This is a genomic window from Ramlibacter lithotrophicus (assembly GCF_012184415.1).
GTDB lineage: Bacteria > Pseudomonadota > Gammaproteobacteria > Burkholderiales > Burkholderiaceae_C > Ramlibacter > Ramlibacter lithotrophicus.
Window position 1 is genome coordinate 515,991 of the sequence record NZ_VTOX01000002.1, and the last position, 22,349, is coordinate 538,339.

Annotated in this window: 21 protein-coding genes; 13 read left to right on the forward strand and 8 right to left on the reverse strand. The window is 68.2% G+C overall.

Translation table 11 applies throughout. The features are described from left to right. Nucleotides 1–725: 725 nt before the first annotated feature. From RAMLITH_RS08525 to nrdR, 3 genes are all read left to right on the forward strand, one after another. Nucleotides 726–1,541 (forward strand): lytic transglycosylase domain-containing protein, encoded by an 816-nt coding sequence (locus RAMLITH_RS08525; protein ID WP_168106932.1) that lies wholly within the window; start codon nt 726–728, stop codon nt 1,539–1,541. Between the two features lie 220 nt (nt 1,542–1,761). Next, nucleotides 1,762–3,006, forward strand: a complete 1,245-nt coding sequence (gene glyA / locus RAMLITH_RS08530) for a serine hydroxymethyltransferase (protein WP_168106933.1) — start codon at nt 1,762–1,764, stop codon at nt 3,004–3,006. 11 nt (nt 3,007–3,017) lie between these two features. Continuing rightward, nucleotides 3,018–3,467: a transcriptional regulator NrdR gene (nrdR, locus tag RAMLITH_RS08535; RefSeq protein ID WP_168106934.1), complete on the forward strand. Its 450-nt coding sequence runs from the start codon at nt 3,018–3,020 to the stop codon at nt 3,465–3,467. 268 nt (nt 3,468–3,735) lie between these two features. Here the strand turns inward: nrdR and RAMLITH_RS08540 are convergent, their stop codons facing one another. Genes RAMLITH_RS08540 through RAMLITH_RS08570 form a run of 7 tightly spaced genes read right to left on the reverse strand, consistent with a single transcriptional unit; the run spans nt 3,736 to nt 10,978 of the window. Continuing rightward, the gene (locus RAMLITH_RS08540) at nt 3,736–4,347 is read right to left on the reverse strand and encodes a GspH/FimT family pseudopilin (protein WP_168106935.1); all 612 of its coding nucleotides are present in this window, start codon (nt 4,345–4,347) and stop codon (nt 3,736–3,738) included. A 60-nt stretch (nt 4,348–4,407) separates the two neighbouring features. Continuing rightward, nucleotides 4,408–4,971 carry a GspH/FimT family pseudopilin gene (locus tag RAMLITH_RS08545; protein ID WP_168106936.1) on the reverse strand — a complete coding sequence of 188 codons (564 nt, stop codon included), beginning with the start codon at nt 4,969–4,971 and terminating at the stop codon, nt 4,408–4,410. 3 nt (nt 4,972–4,974) lie between these two features. Continuing rightward, a complete protein-coding gene (locus tag RAMLITH_RS08550) occupies nt 4,975–8,130 on the reverse strand; it encodes a pilus assembly protein (protein ID WP_168106937.1) in 3,156 nt (1,051 codons plus the stop codon). 16 nt (nt 8,131–8,146) lie between these two features. Continuing rightward, complete coding sequence (locus RAMLITH_RS08555; RefSeq protein WP_168106938.1) at nt 8,147–8,656, reverse strand: PilX N-terminal domain-containing pilus assembly protein; 510 nt, start codon at nt 8,654–8,656, stop codon at nt 8,147–8,149. Then, nucleotides 8,656–10,017: a PilW family protein gene (locus RAMLITH_RS08560; RefSeq protein ID WP_168106939.1), complete on the reverse strand. Its 1,362-nt coding sequence runs from the start codon at nt 10,015–10,017 to the stop codon at nt 8,656–8,658. The genes RAMLITH_RS08555 and RAMLITH_RS08560 overlap by 1 nt, the downstream gene beginning before the upstream one ends. After that, nucleotides 10,014–10,580 carry a type IV pilus modification protein PilV gene (gene pilV, locus RAMLITH_RS08565; protein ID WP_238344079.1) on the reverse strand — a complete coding sequence of 189 codons (567 nt, stop codon included), beginning with the start codon at nt 10,578–10,580 and terminating at the stop codon, nt 10,014–10,016. The genes RAMLITH_RS08560 and pilV overlap by 4 nt, the downstream gene beginning before the upstream one ends. Nucleotides 10,581–10,585: 5 nt before the next feature. Continuing rightward, entirely contained in the window at nt 10,586–10,978 is a 393-nt protein-coding gene (locus RAMLITH_RS08570) for a type IV pilin protein (RefSeq protein WP_168106940.1), read from the reverse strand. A gap of 132 nt (nt 10,979–11,110) precedes the next feature. Here RAMLITH_RS08570 and ribD point away from each other — a divergent pair, with 132 nt between their 5' ends. The 10 genes from ribD to tolA all read left to right on the forward strand — a co-directional run bounded on the left by ribD (nt 11,111) and on the right by tolA (nt 18,779). Then, the gene (ribD, locus tag RAMLITH_RS08575; protein ID WP_168106941.1) at nt 11,111–12,238 is read left to right on the forward strand and encodes a bifunctional diaminohydroxyphosphoribosylaminopyrimidine deaminase/5-amino-6-(5-phosphoribosylamino)uracil reductase RibD; all 1,128 of its coding nucleotides are present in this window, start codon (nt 11,111–11,113) and stop codon (nt 12,236–12,238) included. A gap of 34 nt (nt 12,239–12,272) precedes the next feature. Beyond that, nucleotides 12,273–12,929: a riboflavin synthase gene (locus RAMLITH_RS08580; protein ID WP_168106942.1), complete on the forward strand. Its 657-nt coding sequence runs from the start codon at nt 12,273–12,275 to the stop codon at nt 12,927–12,929. Next, a complete protein-coding gene (ribBA, locus tag RAMLITH_RS08585; protein ID WP_168106943.1) occupies nt 12,926–14,062 on the forward strand; it encodes a bifunctional 3,4-dihydroxy-2-butanone-4-phosphate synthase/GTP cyclohydrolase II in 1,137 nt (378 codons plus the stop codon). The genes RAMLITH_RS08580 and ribBA overlap by 4 nt, the downstream gene beginning before the upstream one ends. 8 nt (nt 14,063–14,070) lie before the next feature. Continuing rightward, nucleotides 14,071–14,535: a 6,7-dimethyl-8-ribityllumazine synthase gene (gene ribH, locus RAMLITH_RS08590; RefSeq protein ID WP_168106944.1), complete on the forward strand. Its 465-nt coding sequence runs from the start codon at nt 14,071–14,073 to the stop codon at nt 14,533–14,535. Next, nucleotides 14,532–15,065, forward strand: a complete 534-nt coding sequence (gene nusB, locus RAMLITH_RS08595) for a transcription antitermination factor NusB (protein ID WP_168106945.1) — start codon at nt 14,532–14,534, stop codon at nt 15,063–15,065. Before ribH ends, nusB begins: the two co-directional genes overlap by 4 nt. Next, nucleotides 15,065–16,249 (forward strand): pyridoxal phosphate-dependent aminotransferase, encoded by a 1,185-nt coding sequence (locus RAMLITH_RS08600; protein ID WP_168106946.1) that lies wholly within the window; start codon nt 15,065–15,067, stop codon nt 16,247–16,249. The genes nusB and RAMLITH_RS08600 overlap by 1 nt, the downstream gene beginning before the upstream one ends. Nucleotides 16,250–16,312: 63 nt before the next feature. After that, nucleotides 16,313–16,714 carry a tol-pal system-associated acyl-CoA thioesterase gene (gene ybgC, locus RAMLITH_RS08605; protein WP_168106947.1) on the forward strand — a complete coding sequence of 134 codons (402 nt, stop codon included), beginning with the start codon at nt 16,313–16,315 and terminating at the stop codon, nt 16,712–16,714. After that, nucleotides 16,711–17,403, forward strand: a complete 693-nt coding sequence (tolQ, locus tag RAMLITH_RS08610) for a protein TolQ (protein ID WP_168106948.1) — start codon at nt 16,711–16,713, stop codon at nt 17,401–17,403. The genes ybgC and tolQ overlap by 4 nt, the downstream gene beginning before the upstream one ends. Before the next feature lies 1 nt (nt 17,404). Next, nucleotides 17,405–17,830 carry a biopolymer transporter ExbD gene (locus RAMLITH_RS08615; protein ID WP_168106949.1) on the forward strand — a complete coding sequence of 142 codons (426 nt, stop codon included), beginning with the start codon at nt 17,405–17,407 and terminating at the stop codon, nt 17,828–17,830. Nucleotides 17,831–17,843: 13 nt separating this feature from the next. Beyond that, nucleotides 17,844–18,779, forward strand: a complete 936-nt coding sequence (tolA, locus tag RAMLITH_RS08620; protein ID WP_168106950.1) for a cell envelope integrity protein TolA — start codon at nt 17,844–17,846, stop codon at nt 18,777–18,779. 105 nt (nt 18,780–18,884) lie between these two features. Here the strand turns inward: tolA and dnaE are convergent, their stop codons facing one another. After that, a complete protein-coding gene (gene dnaE / locus RAMLITH_RS08625; protein WP_168106951.1) occupies nt 18,885–22,343 on the reverse strand; it encodes a DNA polymerase III subunit alpha in 3,459 nt (1,152 codons plus the stop codon). Nucleotides 22,344–22,349 lie beyond the last annotated feature (6 nt).

The window sequence follows — 22,349 nt, forward strand, 5'->3', positions numbered from 1 at the left end:
GAACCGTCTGCCGGGCTTGACGGCTGACCGAGGTCATTGCCGTCTGGTTGCAGCCTGGGAGATTGAAGTCCCTGACTGCGCGGAAGCAAGAGATTGCTTCCAGGAGGGGCCGGTCGCGCCACCTTCGGCAGCCCTTCCGGCGAAACGCCTGATCCCTCAGGCAAGCAGAAGGTACCGCAGCGCGCTGCTGCTTTCAAGCACGCGTTTTCAATGACCGGCAGTCCCACGATTGCGGCAATTGCCTTGACAACGTATGCCCGCTCGCTCCGGTCGCCACGACGCGATCCGCAGGCCGGCACGGTCGAGGTGTGGCTGCGTCCGGGTACAAATAGCCGCGGGAATTTACGGCGCGCCAACTCGTGCCAACCTCGTCAATGGCGCGCCCGCTTGCGTCGGCGCTTTGGTGCTTCAAAAACGGGAGCAATTCGACGCGAAAACGGCTGTGTCGACCCTCGCCGACGCCTCCGCGGGTGCGCTTCCGACGCTTATCTGCATAAGAAATGTATTTGTTATTCTTGACCTGATATGAAAGCGCCACCTAGAATCCGCCCGTCCCTGGCAGACGAACCAGGGCACCGAACCGCTGCCGAACCCGGCTGAACTCGATGACCGCGCCACACACGACGCACGGCATCGACGGCGTACCAATCCAAACGAGGAGCCAGACGGTGTGATGCTGCATCTGCAGCGTTGCCTGTCGGCCCCGCGCGTAGAAAGGAAGTGCTATGACAGCGCTGGACAGAACGATGCGCGACCTGCGAACGTTCGCATCCGACATTGGACAGGGATTTTTCGAGATCACCCACAACGGCTTTGCCCTCGTTGGCCTGGCCACCGTTTTCTGTGTCCTCGCGCTGACGGCCCGGCCGGACCTGCGCGAAGCGGGCGAAGCGAGGCTCATGACATGGCTGCAAGCCCGCCAGATGTCGGCGCTGGGAATGCAGATCGAGCTGGACGCGATCGACCGCGCCACGGCCGCCAACCCGCACGACCTGCCCAAGCAGCAGGCGGCCGTGGCTTTCTGGCTCAGCAAGAAGTATCGTGTCGCGCCCGAGCCGTTGAGCGCGCTCGTGGCGGAAGCCTACGACATCGGCGAACGGGTCAAGCTCGATCCGACGCTGATCCTGGCCGTGATGGCGGTCGAGTCGGGCTTCAACCCGTTCGCCCAAAGCCCGGTCGGCGCCCAGGGCCTGATGCAGGTGATGACCAAGGTCCACAGCGACAAGTACGAGAACTTCGGCGGCAAGCTGGCCGCCTTCGACCCGGTGAGCAACCTGCGCGTGGGAGTCAAGGTGCTGCAGGAATGCATCCAGCGCGCCGGCTCGCTGTCGGCCGGGCTGCGCTACTACGTCGGCGCGGCCAACCTGCCCGAAGACGGTGGCTACGCCGACAAGGTCCTGGCAGAGCACGCCCGGCTGCAGCAGGTCGCCGCCGGCCGCCGGGTGCCGGTCGCCCAGCCGCCGCAGCCCGCCCCGCTGCGGACCATCGCGCCGGCGCCGGCCGTGCCGCTGCCGGCCGAGGACAAGGTCGCCACCCTCTGACCGCCTCCGGTACACTCGCACCCGTACGCGACTGGCGATAGGCGCGCAGCCCCTGGCGGCTGCCGGCGCTGACGTGGAGAGAGAACGCGGGGCGACCGCCCGTCGGTCCCGGCCCCGCCACACCACTGGGAAGCGTGCCGCCGGGCCGGGCCCGGCGTTCCGCCGTTCGCCTGGGCAGCCCTTGTCTAGTACAAGGACACCACCTTCGCGCAGGACTGCCATGTACCAACGAAACATCCTCATCGAACAAGCCGACCCGCAGCTGTGGGCCGCCATCCAGGCGGAGAACCGTCGCCAGGAAGAGCACATCGAGCTGATCGCCAGCGAGAACTACGCGTCTCCGGCCGTGATGGCCGCCCAGGGCACACAGCTGACGAACAAGTATGCCGAGGGCTATCCGGGCAAGCGCTATTACGGCGGCTGCGAGAACGTCGACGTTGCCGAGCAACTGGCGATCGACCGCGTCAAGCAGCTGTTCGGGGCGGACGCCGCCAACGTGCAGGCGCATTCGGGGGCGCAGGCCAACGAAGCGGTCTTCCTGGCGTTCCTGAAGCCCGGCGACACCATCATGGGCATGAGCCTGGCCGAAGGCGGCCACCTCACCCACGGGATGGCGCTGAACATGAGCGGCAAGTGGTTCAACGTCGTCTCGTACGGCCTGGACGAGCGCGAGGCGATCGACTACGACGCCATGGAGCGCAAGGCGCACGAGCACAAGCCCAAGCTGATCATCGCCGGCGCCTCGGCGTACTCCCTGCGCATCGATTTCGAGCGGTTCGCCCGGGTCGCACGCGACGTCGGCGCCGTGTTCATGGTCGACATGGCCCACTATGCCGGCCTCATTGCGGCGGGCGTGTACCCCAATCCGGTCCCGCACGCCGACGTGGTAACGTCCACGACCCACAAGAGCCTGCGCGGCCCCCGCGGCGGCATCATCCTGATGAAGTCGCAGCACGAAAAGGCAATCAACAGTGCGATCTTCCCTGGCCTGCAGGGCGGGCCCCTGATGCACGTGATCGCCGCCAAGGCGGTGGCCTTCAAGGAGGCGCTGGCACCGGAGTTCAAGGCCTACCAGGAGCAGGTCGTGAAGAACGCGCAGGCGGTCGCCGAGACACTGGTGCAGCGCGGACTGCGAATCGTCAGCGGCCGCACCGAGAGCCACGTCATGCTGGTCGACCTGCGCAGCAAGGGCATCACCGGCAAGGAGGCGGAGGCGGTTCTCGGCCAGGCCCACATGACGATCAACAAGAACGCCATCCCGAACGACCCGGAAAAGCCGATGGTCACCAGCGGCGTGCGGATCGGCACGCCGGCCATGACGACGCGCGGCTTCCGCGAAGAGGAAGCGCGCCTCACGGCGAACCTGATCGCCGACGTGCTGGACGCGCCGCGCGACCCCGCCAACGTCGCGGCGGTGCGCGAGAAGGTGAGCGCCCTCACCCGCCGCTTTCCGGTCTACGGCTAGGAGCGGCGGCCGTGAAATGCCCGTTCTGCGGCAAGGACGAGACCCAGGTGGTCGAGACCCGGGTGGCCGAGGATGGGGACTTCATCAGGCGGCGACGCCAGTGCATGGCCTGCGAGCGCCGCTTCACCACCTACGAGCGGCCCGACATCACCTTGCCGGCCGTGGTCAAGAAGGACGGCCGCCGGATCGACTTCGACGGGCGCAAGCTCGAAGCCTCCATGAAGCTCGCGCTGCGCAAGCGACCGGTAAGCACCGAGCAGATCGACAGCGCCGTGCGCCGGATCGAGGAGAAACTGCTGAGCCTCGGCGTGCGGGAAATCCCTTCCACGCGCATCGGCGAGCTGGTGATGCGCGAGTTGAAGAAGCTCGACAAGGTGGCCTACGTCCGGTTCGCCAGCGTGTATCGCAGCTTCGAGGACGTGGACGAGTTCAAGACCCTGGTGGACGAGGTGCGCCGCTAGTGTCCTGCCCCATAAATATCTGTGCTCTCGCTGGTTCGTAGCGGGCCGCAGGCAAGGCGCGGGCGCCGGCCAATACTTGACGTATTGGCCGGTGACCGTAACGCGGCATGCGGCCCGCTACGAGCCAGCCCGAAGGGTTCGGCGCCTGCGGGGCCCTCGGCGGCCGTCCGAAACGGGTCCAGACGTCCAGTCTGGACCCGCTCCGGCCAGCCACCGATCATCCCCGCATCCATCCGAACGAGAGTACAGATATTTGTGGGACAGGGCACTAGTCGCCGCAGGCGCCGGCGGTGAACGTCCGCACGCGCGGGCGTCCAGCGGCGTTCAGGATGATCTGGCGCGCTTGGCCGGTCCGGCCCGATTCCCAGCACACCGTGAGGGTACCGGCCTGGAAGCCCCCTCCGACCAGCCTGGTCGCGCCGGTGGGGACGAACGAGACGTACTGGGCGACCGACAGGTTGCCGGTCAGCCTCAGGGCCTCGGGCAGCGGCTGCTGGCGGCGCAGGATCGGCTCGGCTACTTCGCGCCGGCCATTGTTGTTGCGGTCGTGGAAGATGATCCACCCCTGGTCCCAGCCGCCTGCGGACGCGCAGGCGACGCCGTCGGTCGACTTGCACATGGCGACCCGGTCGTGGCGCTTGATGGCCTCGCTGCGGGCGAGATGCAAGCTGGCCACGAACGCGTCGGAGACGCCGGTCACCTGCAGTTTCTCCGACAGCGCCTGCCACGACGGAACCCCGACCGCCGCCAAGACGGCGGCAATGACGAGGACCACGAGGAGTTCGAGGAGGGTGAAGCCGCGTCTGGTGCGTTGCGTCCCCCGGGCCCGGCGGCGTGCCCGTGAATGAAACGGGCGATTTGATGAGGCCAGCGTTTTCATGCCGGCAATGTACTACTAACAGGTTCTTTTGCAATCCTCTTTCAAACCAAATAACTCACCTCATGCGCAAATGCCTTCGGTGGTCTTCGTCACCGAAACGCGTCCCGTTGGCCAGAGCTGGAGCGCCCGCTCCTGCCGCCCCGGCTCGGGGACGGCCCGGCACAGGGAGAGGGTGACCGGGCCGCCCGAAACGAGGCCGGTCCCCAGGAAGTTGACCGAGTAGGCGTCCGCCGTGAAGTGGTAGTCGGACGAGATCGCCTGCTGCTTCTGGATGATCTCGTCCGCGTCGACCGTCGCATCGTTGTCCGCGTCACGCCACAGGATCCAGCCTTGCTGCCAGGTCCCCGCCGTGGCGCAGCTGACACCGTCCGCCGACCGGCACATCACGACGGTCGCGTTGCGCTTGATCGCCTCGCTGCGCGCGAGCTGGGCGCTGGCAACGAACGTGTTGGCGTACGAGGCGAGCCGGTTGCTGAGGATCGCCTCGTTGAACGACGGCGCGGCGAGCGCGGCGAGGACCGCCAGGATGGCCACCCCCACCAGCAATTCGATGAGCGTGAATCCCGCCGCGGCGCGGCGTGCGCCGGGGTGAGTCATGCGGATGGCGGGCCGGCGCACGTGCATCGGCTACTTCTGGATGTACCAGTAGAGCCGCCCCTTGGGCTGGATGACGCCACTCATCGAGGTCGGCAGCTTGCCCTCCAGCGGCGAGTCCGGACTGCAGCCGATGCAGAACGGAACGGTTCGGCCGTTGTCCAGCGTCACCTGCCCGGCGACCGGCGACGGCGGCAGGCCGTCGCCGGCGACGTCTTCGTAGCGATTCGCCGTGCCGTTGGCGCTCCCCGCGTTGGTGTAGTTGATGTTGTAGACGCGCGTGGTCCCCAGGTTCGAATTGCAGGTCCCGGTCGCCACGACGGCGGGCTGGTGGGTACTGAAGGTGACGACTCCGAAGATCGTCACCGCCGACGTCACAACCTGCTCCTTGGACGCCATCGCCAGATACCAGCCCTGCTTCGTCAGCAGCTGCGCGCTGGTCGGGGTCGTTGCATCGGTGATCGGCCACAGCGAGTCGCGACAGATGATCGCGGCCCCGCAGGTGTTGTTGCCGGGCCAGGTTCCCGTCGCCGTGCCGGCCGCCAGTGCGGGCTTGTCGTGGAACATGAAGAAGTGGTTCGCCACGGAGGTCGCCCCGGGATACGTCGCCTCCGAGAGCGGCTTCTCGCGGTCGCCCGAGCCGAGCAGGATCCCGTAGCTGTCAGGGAGGGCCACCACGCTGGGCGCGAACATGAACTTGCGGTTGGCCGTGCAGGTCGCCGTGGAGTTGCAACCCAGCGCCGCGATCTGGCGGATCGTCCAGTCGTCCCGCGGTCCGGCAAACGTCAGACGGTAGACGTTGCCCCCCAGGTCGGCGGTGTAGCCGTAGATCACCTGGCCCGCTTCGTCCCGCACCAGCGTCACGTCCGCCACCACGCCGCGGGAACGCCCGGACGCGCTGGCGCCGAGCGCGGCGTCGAGGTCGAACGCTTTCACCACCGCGCCAGTGTCGGCATCGACGACGTACACGAAGTGGCCCTTGGAACTGGTGGTGCAGTTGTTGTTGGCGCCGCTGGCGTCGTGATCCTCGCAGGTGTCGTAGCCGCCGCCGAAGATGAGCAAGGGCGCGCTGCCGGAGCTGTAGCCGGCAGTGGTGAATGGCTTCAGCGACGACCAGGTCTGTCCGATCCCGCTCATCCCCGTGCTGCAGTCGGCGTCGGAGTTCCCGGCGCATCCGATGCGCCACTTCAGCGCCGGACTGGTCGGTGTGGTAAGGCTGTTGGTGACGTCGAAGCCATAGATCGACCGGCCCCCGCGCCGCATCGATGCGTATACGTACGTGGCGGACGCTCCCTTGAACGCGGTGATCGGGCCGTCCATGCCGTATGGCTTCGGCTGGGCCGATGCCGGCGACGTGACGCCGGTCGCATAGCGGATCGGGATCAGGTTCTCGCGCAGCCGCTTGATGCTGCCGAAGAATTCCGGGGGCATGAACGACCACATTTCCTGGCCGGCCGCCACGCCGCCGATGGCGCCCGAACGATTGCCGTTGACCGCCCGCAGTGCGCCGTCGTTGGCGCCGTAGAAGACCACGACCTGCGGGTCGCCATCGGTCCCGAAGTTGACCGCCACCGGCCGCGAATGCACCACATCGCCATGCGCGGATGGCCTTTTTTCGGTTTCCCTGGCGCCGTTGACGTTCTCGTCGCCGGGCAGCCCCGTGTCCAGCCCCTTCGCGTAGTTGAGGAGCGCGGCGTGTTCGGTGGCGTCGGCAGCCCCGATCGCGCTGGCACTCACGCTGCTCGAGTCGAACGCGACCAGATCGCTGGCCGCGTCGCAGCCGGTCATCGTCGCGCCGCAGGTCTTCATGTTGCGCGCGGTCGTCGAGCGCAGCATGTACGCCTGCGCCCCTTTCTCGACGATGTTGCCGTCCGGCGAGTTGGAATTCTTGTACGTGTCCGCGGCCGCCCCGGTGGGCAGGCAGAAGGTCGTGCCCGTCGGCCAGCTCATGAAGCCCCAGTAAGAATCCGTGGCGTCTGGCGTCCAGTAGCTGCGCGCGCATTCCGTGATGAAGCCGGTCAGGTTGTTGATCGCCGGCGAATTCGAGGCGTCCAGCAGCTTCAGCGCCGTGCCCACCTGCCCCAGCTTGTATTGCTTCAGGTTGCCGGTCCAGCGCGGCGACGCGTCGCCGTTCGGCCGGAACATGCCGATGTACACCTGGTTCAGGTAGGTGCCCTGCGTGTTCACGCTGACCGGCAGGGACACCGACGCGAACACGCTGTTGACCGACTGGATCTCGGACAATATGTTGTTGAGCGCCTTCTCGATCTCGCTGCCGACGGTGGCATCCTCGCCATTGATGAAGAAGTACTTGCCCGCGCCTTCGGCCGCCATGCTGCGCAGCAGCGCGCTGTTGTTGGGGTCGCCGCCGTTCATGGCCACGTCGATCGTGTACGTCGAGATGCTCAATGGGCTGGTCGACTTCATGAAGCGCGCCCACTCGTTCGAGTAGTTCGAGCTGTCGCCGACTGGAGAGATCGGGATCTGCGTGGTGCTGCCGCCGGCCGCGGTCAGCATGGTGCCCGACTGCGTGGTCTCGGAGTTGCTGTCCTTGGCCACGTTGCCGCCCGCGGTGGTGTTGCCGATGTAGATGATGAAGTTCTTCTGGCAGCTGTCCAGGATCGGACTGCTGTATCTCGTGGCACTGCTCGAAGCCAGCGCGCTGCCCGGCAGAGCGTGCACCAGGTCGGTGACGGCGTCGCCGCCGGTATTGTTCGCGTAGTCGCGCTTCTTCTTGATACCGCCGTAGACATCCCCGGCGGAGTAGTAACGATAGGCCTCCGCCATCGCCAGACCCAGCGCGCGCCCGTTGCCCTTGTCGGCATTCCTGTCGAACGCGTCGATCATGTTTGCGTACACGCCGCGCGTGGTCGCGTCCATCGTGCGCAGCCCCGCCCGCACGTAGGCACCGCCGGGGTCCGGATTATCCGAGCCGGTCTCCGTGAACATCATCAGCCCGACCCGGAACTTGTTCGGCGGCAGGCTGTTGAAGATCGAGACCAGCGCCGCCTTCTCGGCCGTGAACGCCGTGTTCCAGTTCGCCGAGTTGTCCAGGATGATCAGGACATTGGGCAGCGTCGTGGGCGTCGGATCGGGCTCCGAGAACAGGTCGATGTCCTCCGAGTGTGCTGGCAACTGCACCGCCAGCGCGATCACCACCGTCAGCAACTTGATGATTCTTCTGAGCATGACAGACACTCCTTGATCAGGGACAGGCTGCCGCCTTCTGCGACTGCGAAAGCAGTACCCGCACCCCCTGCCTCACGCGCACGCTGGCGCCGGTGGCTCCGTCCGTCACGGTGGCCGACAGGTCCCAGTCGGTGTTCCAGGTACTGCCGGCGGACATGTCGGGTCCGAGCTCCACATCGCTCGGATCCGCGAAGGCGGCACGCGTCGCCCTGGTGCAGGTTGGCGTTGCCACGGCGACGGTGTAGTCCGGCGTATCGTCCTTGTTGATGTCGACCGTGACGGTCTGCGCCGCGAGGCTGGCAGTGAAGTTCGAGCTGATCACCTGCTCCACCGCCTGGTTGGCGGCGGCCAGCGCCTCCTCGCGCACCTGCATGTTGCCCACCGACTTGAGGTTGGAAGAGCTCAGGGTGAACGCGCTGACCACGATCAGCGTGATCAGGACGAGCAGGATGAGGCCGATGATCAGCGTCGCACCGCGCTGGACGGCGGCGGACGCGGGGCGGCGGTGCGCGCGCAGCGGCTTCATCACGGCGTTTCCCTGCGGTTGGAGATGTTCACCAGCCGGATGGCCTGGGTGAAAAGATGGCGCTTGTAGCCGTCGTTGAACGGACCGATTCGGTCGCCCGCGCTGGCGCAGGTGCTGGTCATGCAGTAGCTCTTGCCATCGGTGTACCCGGCCGACGTCGACTCGCTCCTTGCGAGCACGTACAGCTTCACGGCGACCGCGTTCATCAGCTCGAGCGCCGAACAGGGCGAGGCCGCCGTGCAGCGACGGTAGGTGTCGGGAATGCCGTCGCCGCGGTTGGTGGGCGAGGTCAGGGTGGTGGGATTGGCCCAGGTGACCGTCGCGGCTTGGCCGCTCGCGATGACGGCCGTGCTAGCGCCTAACTCCGCGTCGCTCGGGCCCGTCGTCACCACCGTGACTCCGATCTCGCTGGTGTTGAATGTCGTCGTGCCGATCGTCACGCCGGAATCGCTGACGTTGTCGATGCCCAGTTCGACCCGGAACGACTCGATCCCCTCGATCATGGCCTGCGCCGCGCCGAACTCGCAGGTGCCGCTGGCGCAGCTGAAGTCCGAGCGCATCAACGTGGGAATGTTGTCGCCGTCCGTCACCGCGTAGCGGCGCACGTAATACAGACTCGAGACGAACTTGTAGCGCGGCGCGAACGCTCCGGCCGCGCAGTTGGCGCCGCGCACGCGATTCGGCAGGAGCGTGTCGACGGTGCCGGCGCTGTATTGCTCCAGGGCGTAGGCTGGGACGGGCATCACGGTGCCGCACTGCGCGGGCTGAAAATACAGCTCGTTGTTGGCGAAGGCGGCGCATCCGGCCTCGCCGACCGCGCAGGTTTCCACATGCCGCACCAGCAGCACATCGCTGCTCGGTTGCGGGCTGGACACGCGGCTGCCGCACACCGGTATCGTGGGCGACGGCACCACGGCCGGCACTTCGTAGGCCTGCACCGCGATGCCCAGCAGGTTCGACTTGTAGACGGCGAGCGCCGCCGGATTGCCGGCGAGCGCGCCCCAGTCGGCGCACGGGTCGGGCACGGCGGCGACGGCCGGCGGGCCGGGGTCGGCGCGCGGCACGTCGGTCGGCATGCCCGAGACCGTGACGTCGTCGAACTGCGGCAGGTAGCCGGCCCAGAAGCCGGCATGGGAGACGTCGTGCTCCAGCAGCTGGATCGAGAAGCGACCGTTTTCGATCACCCGGTTCGCCTTCGTCATCTCGCTGTTGCTGCGGTTGACGTTGATCAGCAAGGTCAGCAACGCCAGCACGATGAAGAGGCCGAGGACCATGGAGATCATCAGCTCCACCAGCGTGAAGCCTGATTGGCGCGGTGCGCGGACGGCGCCCGCTCGAGCGGGGAGGCGGCGCGTGTTCATAGCAAGGTCGCGATCCGCACCAGGGTCGTGACCGTGCGGCGGCACCGGTCGTTCGTGCAGGACGAGCCCGCGGCACCGTCGTACGCGCCCGAGCCGCAGCCGATGGACACCGGCGGCGCGCTGATCGGCGTCATGCCTTGCCATGCGACGGTGACCATGATGTCGCCGCCGACGCTCTCGACGCAGCCGCGGCCGCCGATCATGGCGCCCGCGTTGGTGCTGCCCAGCATCTCGCCGGCACCATTGAGCGCTTCGCACCACTCCTTCAAGTCACGTTGCGCCTGGGTGGTCGTGCCGCCTGGACAGGCCGCGCCCCCGCCCAGCGGCGATGCGGCCGCGACGGCGTATGCACCGGCGGTCGCCGCAGTGCGGTTGGTGGCGATGCGGCTGGCCATGTCGCCCAGCAGCAGCAGCGCCTGGGTACGCTGGTAGGACTCCACCTCCGATACCTGCAGCCGCATCTGCAGCCCCGCCATGCCGAGCAGCCCGAAGGCGATAACCACGAGGGTCACCAGCACCTCCACCATGGACGTGCCGCGCTGCGAGTGCCTTTGCCGACCCATGGCTCCTACCATTTGTCGGCCGGGGCCTTGACGCCCTCGCTGTTGAACGTAAGGTCGCCGTCGCTGAGCTGGTTGCCGCTCGCTGTGAACGTGATCGTGAACGCCGGCACCGTCCCGGTGCCCAAATCAATGCGGTAGTCGTACTTGCCGCTCAGGTCGCTCGGCAGGTTGTACCCGCTGGCAGTGAGCTGGGCCTTCGTCGCGTAGGCCTTGTTGGCCAGCAGGAACTGCTGCTGGCGGTTGGCGATATCCAGCATCTGGGCCTGGGCCGCGCGCCGGCTGCCCTTCTTGACATGGCTGGTGTACGACGGGTAGCCGACGGCCGCCAGGATCGCGACGATCGCCAGTGTGATCATCAACTCGATCAGCGTGAAGCCGTGCTGCGGACGCCTTGCCATTGCCTTCTCCCCCATGTAAGCGACTGGAACTTAGCCGAGGTCCCGCTCGGCGCCCCGTTGCAGCCGACGACCGGTCGGCCTCCGGCGCCGAATGGTCGAGTCTGCCGGCGAATGCCGCAGAATAGGCGCCCGATGGATCCGCACGACGCTCTCATGCAGCAGGCGCTGGCGCTGGCCCGCGACGCCATCGGCCGGTCCGAGCCGAATCCCCGCGTCGGCTGCGTGCTGGTATCGGCCGACGGACAGCGCGTCCTTGGCCAGGGCTCCACGCAGCGCGCCGGGCAAGCCCACGCCGAGATCATGGCCTTGCGCGACGCTGCCGCCCTCGGGCACGCCGTCACCGGCGCCACCGCCTACGTATCGCTCGAGCCCTGCTCCCACCATGGCCGCACCGGCCCCTGCTGCGACGCCCTGCTCGCGGCCGGCATCGGCCGGGTGGTGGCGGCCCTGCCCGACCCGAATCCGCTGGTGGCCGGTGAAGGGTTCGCCCGCCTGCGGGCCGGCGGCGTGGAGGTGATCGTCGGGCCCGGCGCCGACGAGTCGCGCGAACTCAACATCGGCTTTTTCAGCCGCATGGTGCGCGCGACCCCCTGGGTCCGCATGAAGATCGCCGCCTCGCTGGATGGCCGCACGGCGCTGGAGAACGGGGCCAGCCAGTGGATCACCTCGACCGAGGCGAGGGCCGACGGCCATGCGTGGCGGGCGCGCGCCGGGGCCGTGCTCACCGGCATCGGGACGGTGCGCGACGACAACCCGCGCCTGGACGTCCGCGCGGTCCCGACGCCGCGCCAGCCGGACGTGGTGGTCGTGGACAGCCGGCTGGAAACCCCCCCGGACGCCAACCTCTTCCAACCGGGGCGGCGCCTGATCATCTACGGCGCGGTGCAGGACGCGCAGCGCGAGGCGGCCCTGGCGGCCGGCGGCGCCGAGGTCGTTCTCCTTCCGGGTCCCGGCGGGAAGGTGGATCTGCCGGCGCTCCTGCGCGACCTCGCTGCCCGCGGCGTCAATGAACTGCACGTGGAGGCCGGGCACAAGCTCAATGGCTCGCTGGTACGCGAAGGCCTGGTCGACGAACTGCTGGTGTACCTCGCGCCCAAACTGATCGGGATCGGCCGCGAGATGGCTCATTTCGGGCCGCTGGCGAGCCTGGCCGAGGCCTTGCCCCTGCACTTCATGTCGATCGGGCGAGTCGGGCCGGACCTGCGCATCGTCGCGCGGGTCGCGGGCCGGGACCGCTTCGGGCCCGTCCAGCCTTCCTGAGGGGCGCCTTTCCAATCCCTGCGAAAATGCCGGGATGTTCACCGGAATCATCACGGGCGTCGGCCGCATCGCCGCGGCGCAGGACCTGGCCAGCCCAGGGTCGGCCGCGGCCTCGCGCTATGGCAAGCGCCTGACGGTGGAGGCGCCCGAGGGCTACCTGGACGACGTCGGCACGGGAGACAGCATCGCGCTCAACGGCGCCTGCATGACCGTGACCGGCATCGACCCGGCCCGGCAGCGCTTTACGGTCGAGATCTCCGCGGAGTCGCTGGACAAGACCGCCAGCCTCGGCGAGCTGGGCCGCATCAACCTGGAGAAGGCCCTGCGGGCCCAGGAGCGCCTGGGCGGGCACATCGTCTCCGGCCACGTCGACGGCGTAGGGCGCGTGACGCATTTCGCACCCGTGGGCGAAAGCTGGGAGTTGCGCGTGCTCGCGCCCTCGGCGCTGGGCAAGTACCTCGCCTACAAGGGGTCGATCACCGTCAACGGCGTCAGCCTGACAGTGAACACCATCGCCGATTCACCCGAAGGCACCGAGGTGAGCATCAACCTCATCCCGCACACCGTGCAGAACACCGCGCTCGGCGAGCTGCGCACGGGCAGCCGCGTCAACCTCGAGATCGACCTGATCGCCCGCTATGTCGAGCGGATGCTCACGGCGCCCTCCCCCACCCCGAAAGGCAGCGCATGAACGCTCCCGAACCCGTCGCCGGCGTGGCGATTTCGCCCGTGGACGAAATCGTCGCGGACATCCGGGCCGGCCGCATGGTGATTCTCGTGGACGAGGAAGACCGCGAGAACGAAGGCGACCTGGTGCTCGCCGCCGAGCATGTCACTCCGGAAGCCATCAACTTCATGGCCCGCTTCGGCCGCGGCCTGATCTGCCTGACCCTGACGCGGGACCACTGCGAACGGCTGCGGCTGCCGCCCATGGTCGCGCGCAACGGCGCCAAGCACTCCACCGCCTTCACCGTCTCGATCGAAGCGGCCGAGGGCGTGACGACGGGCATTTCGGCGGCGGACCGGGCGCGCACCGTGCAGGCGGCGGTCGCGAAGAACGCCCGGCCCGATGACCTGGTCCAGCCGGGCCACATCTTTCCGCTGCAGGCGGTCGACGGCGGCGTCCTCATGCGCGCGGGACACACCGAAGCCGGCTGCGACCTCGCCGGCATGGCGGGCCTGGCGCCCGCCGCGGTGATCTGCGAGATCATGAAGGACGACGGCACGATGGCCCGGCTGCCCGACCTGCAGCTGTTCGCCGCCGAGCACGGCCTGAAGATCGGCACCATCGCCGCCCTGATCCACTACCGCAGCAGCAACGAGTCGCTGATCGAGAAGGTCGCGACCCGGCCCTTGCGCACGGCGCACGGTGAGTTCATCGCCCACGCCTGGCGCGACAAGCCGAGCCGCGGACTGCACCTGGCGCTGGTGATGGGCGAGTGGTCGCCCGACGACGCCGTCGCGGTGCGCGTGCACGAGCCGCTGTCCGTGCTCGACGCGCTCGAGGTCAACCGCTCCATGCATTCGTGGAACCTGGACGCGAGCCTGCGGCACATCGCGGCCCAGGGCCGCGGCGTCGCCGTGCTCCTGAACTGCGGCGAGGACGCCGAGCAGCTGCTGGCACAGTTCGAGGGCCGCGCGAAGGCCTCGCACGCGCCGGAGCGCGGCCGCATGGACCTGCGCACCTACGGCGTCGGCGCGCAGATCCTGCGCGAATGCGGCGTCCACCGGATGCTGCTGCTCGGCACGCCGCGGCGGCTGCCGAGCATGGCGGGCTACGGGCTGGAAATCGCCGGCTACGTCGCCCCCACCCCAGTCAACTGAAGGAATACATGTTTGGCGCAGAGAAAGGCCGGTCCGAGACACTCGACGGCAAAGGCTTGTACATCGGCATCGTCCAGGCCCGCTTCAACGAATCCGTGACCGGCGCGCTGGCGCAGGCCTGCCTGGCCGAACTGGCGGCGCTCGGCGTCGAGCCGGACCGCATCGACCATGTGCGCGTCCCCGGCGCGCTCGAGGTGCCGGTCGCGCTGCAGGCGATGGCGGAAAGAGGCGGTTACGACGCGCTGATCGCGCTGGGCTGCGTGATCCGCGGCGAGACCTACCATTTCGAGCTGGTGGCCAACGAATCGGCCGCCGGCGTGAGCCGGATCGCGCTCGACTACCAGCTGCCGGTCGCGAACGCGATCCTCACCACCGAAAACATGGAGCAGGCCGTCGCCCGCCAGACCGAGAAGGGGCGCGACGCCGCCCGCGTCGCGGTGGAGATGTGCAACCTGCTGGACGACCTGGGATGACCGAAGACAACAAGGACGCATCCGACCGCCCGGCGCGCGGCAGCCGCACCGGTCTCAAGGCCACCGGCACGCGCAAGGCCGCCGCCAAGTCGGCGCGCAGCCGCGCCCGGGAGTTCGCCGTGCAGGCGCTCTACCAGCACCTGGTCGGACGCAACGATGCGGCGGCGATCGACGCCTTCACCCGCGACCTGGCGGGCTTCCACAAGGCCGACTCGGTGCATTACGACGCGCTGCTGCACGGCTGCATCGAGCAGGCCGCGGAGCTCGACGCCCTGGTCCTGCCGCTGCTGGATCGCAAGCTGGAGGAAATCTCGCCGATCGAACACGCCATCATGTGGATCGGTGCGTACGAATTCCGGCAGTGCCCGGACGTGCCATGGCGCGTCGTGCTCAACGAGTGCATCGAGCTGGCCAAGGAATTTGGCGGCACCGACGGACACAAGTACGTGAACGCGGTGCTGAACGGGCTGGCGACGCGGCTGCGGCCGGCCGAGGTGGAGGCCGACAAGGCCGCCGGGAAGGCCCGCTGATGCGAGTCTCCGCCCGCGCCGAGCGCATCGAGCCGTTCTACGTGATGGAGGTCGCCAAGGCGGCGGCGCAGCTGGCGCGCGAGGTGGCGCGCAGCGACCAGCCGATGATCTTCCTGAACATCGGGGAGCCGGACTTCACCGCCCCGCCGCTCGTGCAGGAGGCGGCCGAGCGCGCGATCCGCAAGGGCGTCACGCAGTACACCCAGGCCACGGGCCTGGAAGCGCTGCGCGAGCGCATCAGCGGCTGGTATGCGCAGCGCTTCGGGGTCGACGTCCCGGCGCGCCGCATCGTCGTGACGGCCGGCGCGTCGGCCGCCCTGCAACTCGCCTGCCTGGCGCTGGTCGACGCCGGCGACGAAATCCTGATGCCGGATCCCAGCTATCCCTGCAACCGCCATTTCGTCAGCGCCGCCGATGGCCGCGCAGTGATGGTGCCGACGACGGCCGCCGAGCGCTTCCAGCTCAGCGCGGAGAAGGTCGCCGCCAACTGGGGCGACCGCACGCGCGGCGTGCTGCTGGCGTCGCCATCCAACCCCACCGGCACCTCGATCCATCCCGACGAGCTGCGCCGCATCCACGAGATCGTCGCCGCGCGCGGCGGCATCACGCTGATCGACGAGATCTACCTGGGCCTGTCGTACGACCCGACGTTCGGCCGCACCGGCCTGGCGCTGGACGACCAGGTGATCAGCATCAACAGCTTCTCCAAGTACTTCAACATGACCGGCTGGCGCCTGGGCTGGATGGTGGTGCCCGAAGCGCTGGTGCCGGTCATCGAGCGGCTGGCCCAGAACCTCTTCATCTGCCCGAGCGCCGTTGCGCAGTACGCGGCACTCGCGTGCTTCGAACCGGAGAGCCTGGCCGAATACGAGCGCCGCCGCTCGGAGTTCAGGGCGCGGCGCGACGCGTTCATCCCGCAACTGCAGGCCCTGGGCCTGGCGGTGCCGGTGACGCCCGACGGCGCGTTCTACGCGTGGGCCGACTGCTCGCAGGCCGCCCGGCGCCTCGGGGTCGAGGGCAGCTGGGATTTCGCGTTCGAGCTGATGCGGCGCGCGCACGTGGCCGTGACGCCAGGCCGCGACTTCGGCAGCGCCGACACGCACCGGTTCGTCCGGTTTTCCACCGCCAACTCGATGGCGCACCTGCAGGAAGCGCTGGCACGCCTGCGCGCGGTGCTCGCCTGAAGCCGGCGCCGTCGCCGGCCCCGGCCGGCGCCGCAGCGGGCGTGGATGCCCGCAGGAGGTCCGATGTCCTTTGAGTTCCCGATCCGCGTGTACTGGGAAGACACCGATGCCGGCGGCATCGTGTTCTACGCCAATTACCTGAAGTTCTTCGAACGGGCCCGCACCGAGTGGCTGCGCTCGCTGGGCATCGGGCAGCAGGACCTGCGCGAGCGCACCGGCGGCATCTTCATCGTGAGCGAAACCAACGTCAGCTACCATAGACCTGCGCGGCTCGATGACGAACTTCTCGTTACAGCGCGCATCGAAACCGCGGGGCGCGCCTCGATCCTGCTGGCGCAGCAGGCCTTGCGCGCCGCGGACCGCGAACTGCTCGCCGAAGGAACGATCCGCATCGGGTGGGTCGATGCCGCGACGCTGCGGCCTGCGAGAATCCCGGCCAACCTCCTGGAAGCACTCAAACCATGACCCAAGACCTCTCCATACTGCAACTGGTGCTCAATGCCAGCTGGGTGGTGAAGCTGGTGATGCTGCTGCTGGTGGCGGTCTCCATCGCCAGCTGGGCCGCCATCTTCCGCAAGCTCTTCGCGCTCAAGCGCGTGAACACGCTCAACGACGACTTCGAACGGGACTTCTGGTCCGGCACCAGCCTCAACGACCTGCTGGCGGCCGCCGCGCAGAACGCGAAGATGGCCGGTCCGATGGAGCGGATCTTCGCCAGCGGCATGCGCGAGTACCACAAGCTGCGCGAGCGCCACATCGCCGATCCCGGCACGCTCCTGGACGGGGCGCGCCGTGCCATGCGCGCGAGCTTCCAGCGCGAGCTCGACGCCGTGGAAAGCAACCTCTCGTTCCTCGCCTCGGTCGGCTCCGTCTCGCCGTACGTCGGCCTGTTCGGCACCGTGTGGGGCATCATGCACGCGTTCACGGGACTGGCCAGCCTGCAGTCGGTCACGCTGGCCACCGTCGCGCCTGGCATCGCCGAGGCGCTGGTCGCCACCGCGATCGGCCTGTTCGCGGCGATTCCGGCGGTGGTCGCCTACAACAACTTCGCCCGCGACATCGACCGCGTGGCGATCAAGCTCGAGACCTTCATCGAGGAATTCTCCAACATCCTGCAGCGCAACCTGGGCGCGCAGTCGGCGTCGGGGCACTGACATGCCGGCCACCGTCTCGCGCGGCCGCGGCCGCCGCACCATCAACGAGATCAACATGGTGCCGTTCATCGACGTGATGCTGGTGCTGCTGATCATCTTCATGGTGACCGCGCCGCTGATCGCGCCGAGCATGATCGACCTGCCGACCGTCGGCCGCGGCGCCAAGCCGCCGGACCAGGTGATCCAGGTGATGATCACCAAGGACGAGTCGCTCGACCTGAAGCTGCAGAACAAGACCCAGCGCCTCACGCTCGAGGCGATCGCCGCGGCGGTCACCCAGGCGCAGGCCGGCCAGCAGCCCGGCGCCAGCGCCGTCGTGATCAGTGCCGACCGCAACGTGAAGTACGACACGGTCGTGAAGGTCATGGACCGCCTGCAGCGCGCCGGCGTCCAGCGTGTCGGCCTGTCGGTGCAGGTCGCGAAGTAGGGACCGCCGCTCGATGCCAGCCGCGACCGACCGCATCGAATTCGCGCCGCCGCCGCCGCCGGGCCGCGCTCGGGCGCTGGCGCTCGCCGTCCTGGCGCATGTGCTGCTGATGCTCGCGCTCACCTGGGGCATCACCTGGAACCGCGAATCGCAGGACATGTCGGTAGAGGCCGAGCTGTGGGCCAGCGTGCCGCAGGAGGCGGCGCCGCGCGCCGCCCAGCCGGAACCCACGCCGCCCGTCGTGCAGGCGCCGCCCCTGCCGCCACCCGCACCGCCGGAGCCGAAGGTGGAAGCACCGCCGCCGCCCGCACCCGCCAAGGAGCCCGACATCGCGCTGGAGCGCGAGAAACGCCGCCAGGAGGAGGCGGAGCGCCGCCGCGCCGAGCTGGAGGAGCGCAGGAAGCTCGAGGCACGCAAGCGCGAAGAAGAACTGGAGCGCGAGAAGAAGCTTGCGGAAGCGCGCAAGAAGAAGGAAGAACAGGAAAAGCGCGAGCTCGCCGAACGCAAGGCGGCCGCCGAGAAGAAGAAGCAGGAGGAACTCGCGAAGGCCAAGGCGAAGGAGCAGCAGGAGGCGAAGCTGCGCGAAACGATCCGCCAGCAGCAGATCGAGCGCATGCGCAACCTGGCCAGCGGCACCGGCGGGGAGAACGCGAAGGGCACCGCCGCCCGTTCCGCCGGACCGTCCGACAGCTATGCCGGCCGCATCCGCGCCCGCGTGAAGCCGAACATCGTGTTCACCGACGACATCGCGGGCAATCCGACGGCAGAGATCGAGGTCCGCATGGCGCCGGACGGGACCATCACCAGCAAACGGGTGGTGAAGTCGAGCGGCGTGAGCTCATGGGACGCCGCGGTGCTGCGGGCGCTGGACAAGACCGAGGTGCTGCCGCGCGACATCGACGGCCGCGTGCATTCGCCGCTGATCATCGAGTTCCGGCCGAAGGGCTGAACGCGGAAAGCCAAACGCAGAAGCCGCAGAGATCACGCAAAAACCGCAAAAGGAAATTCAAGGGTTCTTCTGCGGCTTCTGCGTCCTTGTCTCCGCTCCCGCTTTCTATTCGTAAACGATCTGCGCCTGCCCGCCGTCGGCCTGCGCCATCCAGCTCGCCAGCGCCGCGTCGCTCGGGAAGAAACGGGCCTCGTCGCTCAGCTGCAGTTCCGCCACCGCCTCGTCCCGCCTGACCGCCAGCCGGATCCCCAGGCCGCGCACCAGTTCGCCCTGCTCCGACATCTCGCGCCGGGCCGGGAAGTCGCGCAGCAGCCGCCCGATGTCCGGCGCCACGCCATTGACGGCGACCCGCAGGAACTTGCCGAAGCGGCAGCGGGCGGTGGCGAGGTCCCAGACCTGCTGCACGTTCAGCCGCAAGCCGCCCGAGAAACGATCCGGCTGCGCCTTCGCCATCACGATGATCAGCTCGTCGTCCTTGAGCAGGTTGCGGTTGGCGTTGATCACCGCCTCGTCGGCCGTCGCCTCGATGGTCTCGGACTTGTCGTCCAGCTTGAAGATCGCCAGCTTGCCGCGCTGCCCGTTGATGACGCGGAAGTCGCTCACGATGCCGGCCAGCAGCTGCTGCTCGCGGGTGTCGATCAGGTCCGCGATCTTGCGCTTGACGAACCGCCGCACCTCCAGCGCCACCTCGTCGAACAGGTGCCCGGACAGGTAGAAGCCGACCGCGGTCTTCTCGTGCGTCAGCCGCTCCTTGACGCCCCAGGGGCTGGCTTCCACCAGCGGCGGCTCCTGCGTGCTGGCCGCGTGCGAGTCGCCCATGTCGAACAGGCCGCCCTGGTTGACGTTGGCCTGCACCGCCGCCGCGAACTCGAACGCGCGGTCCACCGACGCCACCAGCGAGGCGCGATTGAGCTGGATCGCGTCGAACGCGCCGGCCTTGATCAGCGCGTCGACGGTGCGCTTGTTGATGCGGGTGCGGTCGACCCGCAGGCAGAAGTCGTACAGGCTCCTGAACGGCCCGCCTTCATTGCGTGCCGCCACGATCGCCTCGATCGCCTGCTGGCCGGTGCCCTTGATGGCGCCCAGCCCGTAGCGGATCGAGGTGTTTGAAACGGGCTCGAAGCGGTAATTGCCGCGGTTGACGTCCGGCGGCTCGAACGAAAGCCCGAAGTTGCCGACCGCATCCTCGAACAGCACCTTCAGCTTGTCGGTGTCGTCCATCTCCACGGTCATGTTGGCGCAGAAGAACTCCGCCGTGTAGTGGACCTTCAGCCAGCCGGTGTGGTACGCGAGCAGCGAGTACGCGGCGGCGTGCGACTTGTTGAAACCGTAGCCGGCGAACTTCTCCATCAGGTCGAAGATCTCGTCGGCCTTGGCTTCGCCGATGCCGTTCTTCGCCGCGCCCTCGCGGAAGATCTGGCGGTGCTGCGCCATCTCCTCGGCCTTCTTCTTGCCCATGGCGCGGCGCAGCAGGTCGGCGCCGCCGAGCGAGTAGCCGCCCAGGATCTGCGCCGTCTGCATCACCTGCTCCTGGTAGACCATGATGCCGTAGGTCTCGGACAGCATCTCGGCGACCAGCGGGTGCGGGTACTCCACGGTTTCGCGGCCGTGCTTGCGCGCGACGAATGACGGGATCAGGTCCATCGGCCCCGGCCGGTACAGGGCGTTCAGCGCGATCAGGTCTTCCAGCCGCGTGGGCCGCGCGTCGCGCAACATGCCTTGCATGCCGCGGCTTTCGAACTGGAACACCGCCTCGGTCTTGCCGTCGGCGAACAACTTGTACGTCGCAGCGTCGTCCAGCGGAATCCGCTCGAAGGCGAAGTCCTGCTGGCCGGGGTGGCGCGCGACGATGAATTCCTTGGCGATCTCCAGGATCGTCAGCGTCGCCAGGCCCAGGAAGTCGAACTTGACCAGGCCCGCCGCCTCGACGTCGTCCTTGTCGTACTGGCTCACGGCCGAATCGCTGCCCGGCTGCTGGTACAGCGGCGTGAAGTCGGTCAGCTTGCCGGGGGCGATCAGCACGCCGCCGGCGTGCATGCCGACGTTGCGCGTCAGGCCCTCGAGCTTCTGCGCGAGCCCCAGCAGGGTCTTGACCTCGTCTTCCTTTTCCAGGCGCTCGGCCAGCACCGGCTCGGCCTTGATCGCGCCGTCGATCGTGATGTGCTGGCCCGGCTTGTTCGGGATCAGCTTGCTGATGCCGTCGCAGAAGGTGTAGCTCATGTCGAGCACCCGCCCTACGTCGCGGATCGCGGCGCGGGCCGCCATCGTTCCGAAGGTGGCGATCTGGCTCACCGCCTCGCGGCCGTACTTCTCCTTGACGTACTCGATCACGCGGTCGCGGTTGGCCTGGCAGAAGTCGATGTCGAAGTCGGGCATCGACACCCGCTCCGGGTTCAGGAAGCGCTCGAACAGCAGCTTGTACTGCAGCGGGTCCAGGTCGGTGATCTTCAGCGCGTAGGCCACCAGCGAGCCGGCGCCCGAACCCCGCCCCGGGCCCACCGGGCAGCCATTCTTCTTTGCCCAGTTGATGAAGTCGCCGACGATCAGGAAGTAGCCCGGGAACCCCATCTTCAGGATGGTCCCGAGCTCGAACTCCAGCCGCTCCAGGTACCGCGGCATCTCGGCCTCGCGCCTGGCCGCGTCCGGATACAGGTGCAGCATCCGCTCCTTGAGGCCTTCGTGCGACGCGAAGCGGAAGTACTCCTCGATCGGCATGCCGTTGGGCGTGGGAAAGTCCGGCAGCCGCGGCTTGCCCAGCTCCAGCACGAGGTTGCAGCGCTTGGCGATCTCCGCCGTGTTGGCGATGGCGGACGGCACGTCCGAGAACAGTTCCTCCATCTGCGCCGCCGACTTGAAGTACTGTTCGCGCGTGAAGCGGCGCACGCGGCGCTGGTTGCCCAGGATCTCGCCCTCGGCGATGCACACCCGCGCCTCGTGCGCCTCGTAATCGTCCTCGCGCGTGAACTGCACCGGGTGCGTCGCCACCACGGGAAGGTTGAGGCGGGCCGCCAGCTGCACCGCACCGGCGACGTGCGATTCGTCGTCGGCGCGGCCGGCACGCTGCAATTCCACGTAAAAGCGGTGCGGAAAGACGGACGCCAGGGCCAGCGCCACTTCGGCCGCGCGCTGCGCGTCACCCTGCGCCAGGGGCTGCCCCAGCGGTCCCGCCTGCGCGCCGGACAGCGCGATCAGCCCCTGCCCCAGCTCGCCCAGCCACTCCAGCCGGCACACGCCTTGCGCCTTGACCACGTTGGCCGTCCACGCGCGGGCCAGCAGTTCGCACAGGTTGAGATAGCCCTGCCGTTCCTGCACCAGCAGCACGATCCGCGACACCGCCGTCGGGTCCTGGCCCAGGCCCTGCAGCATCACTTCGGCGCCCAGGATCGGCTTGACGCCGGCGGAGCGCGCCTCCTTGTAGAACTTGATGGCGCCGAACAGGTTGTTCAGGTCGGTGATCGCCAGCGCGGGCTGGTGGTCGGCCGCGGCCGCCTTGACCGTCTCGTCGATGCGGTTGGTGCCGTCGACGACGGAAAACTCGGTGTGCAGGCGCAGGTGGACGAACATCGCCGC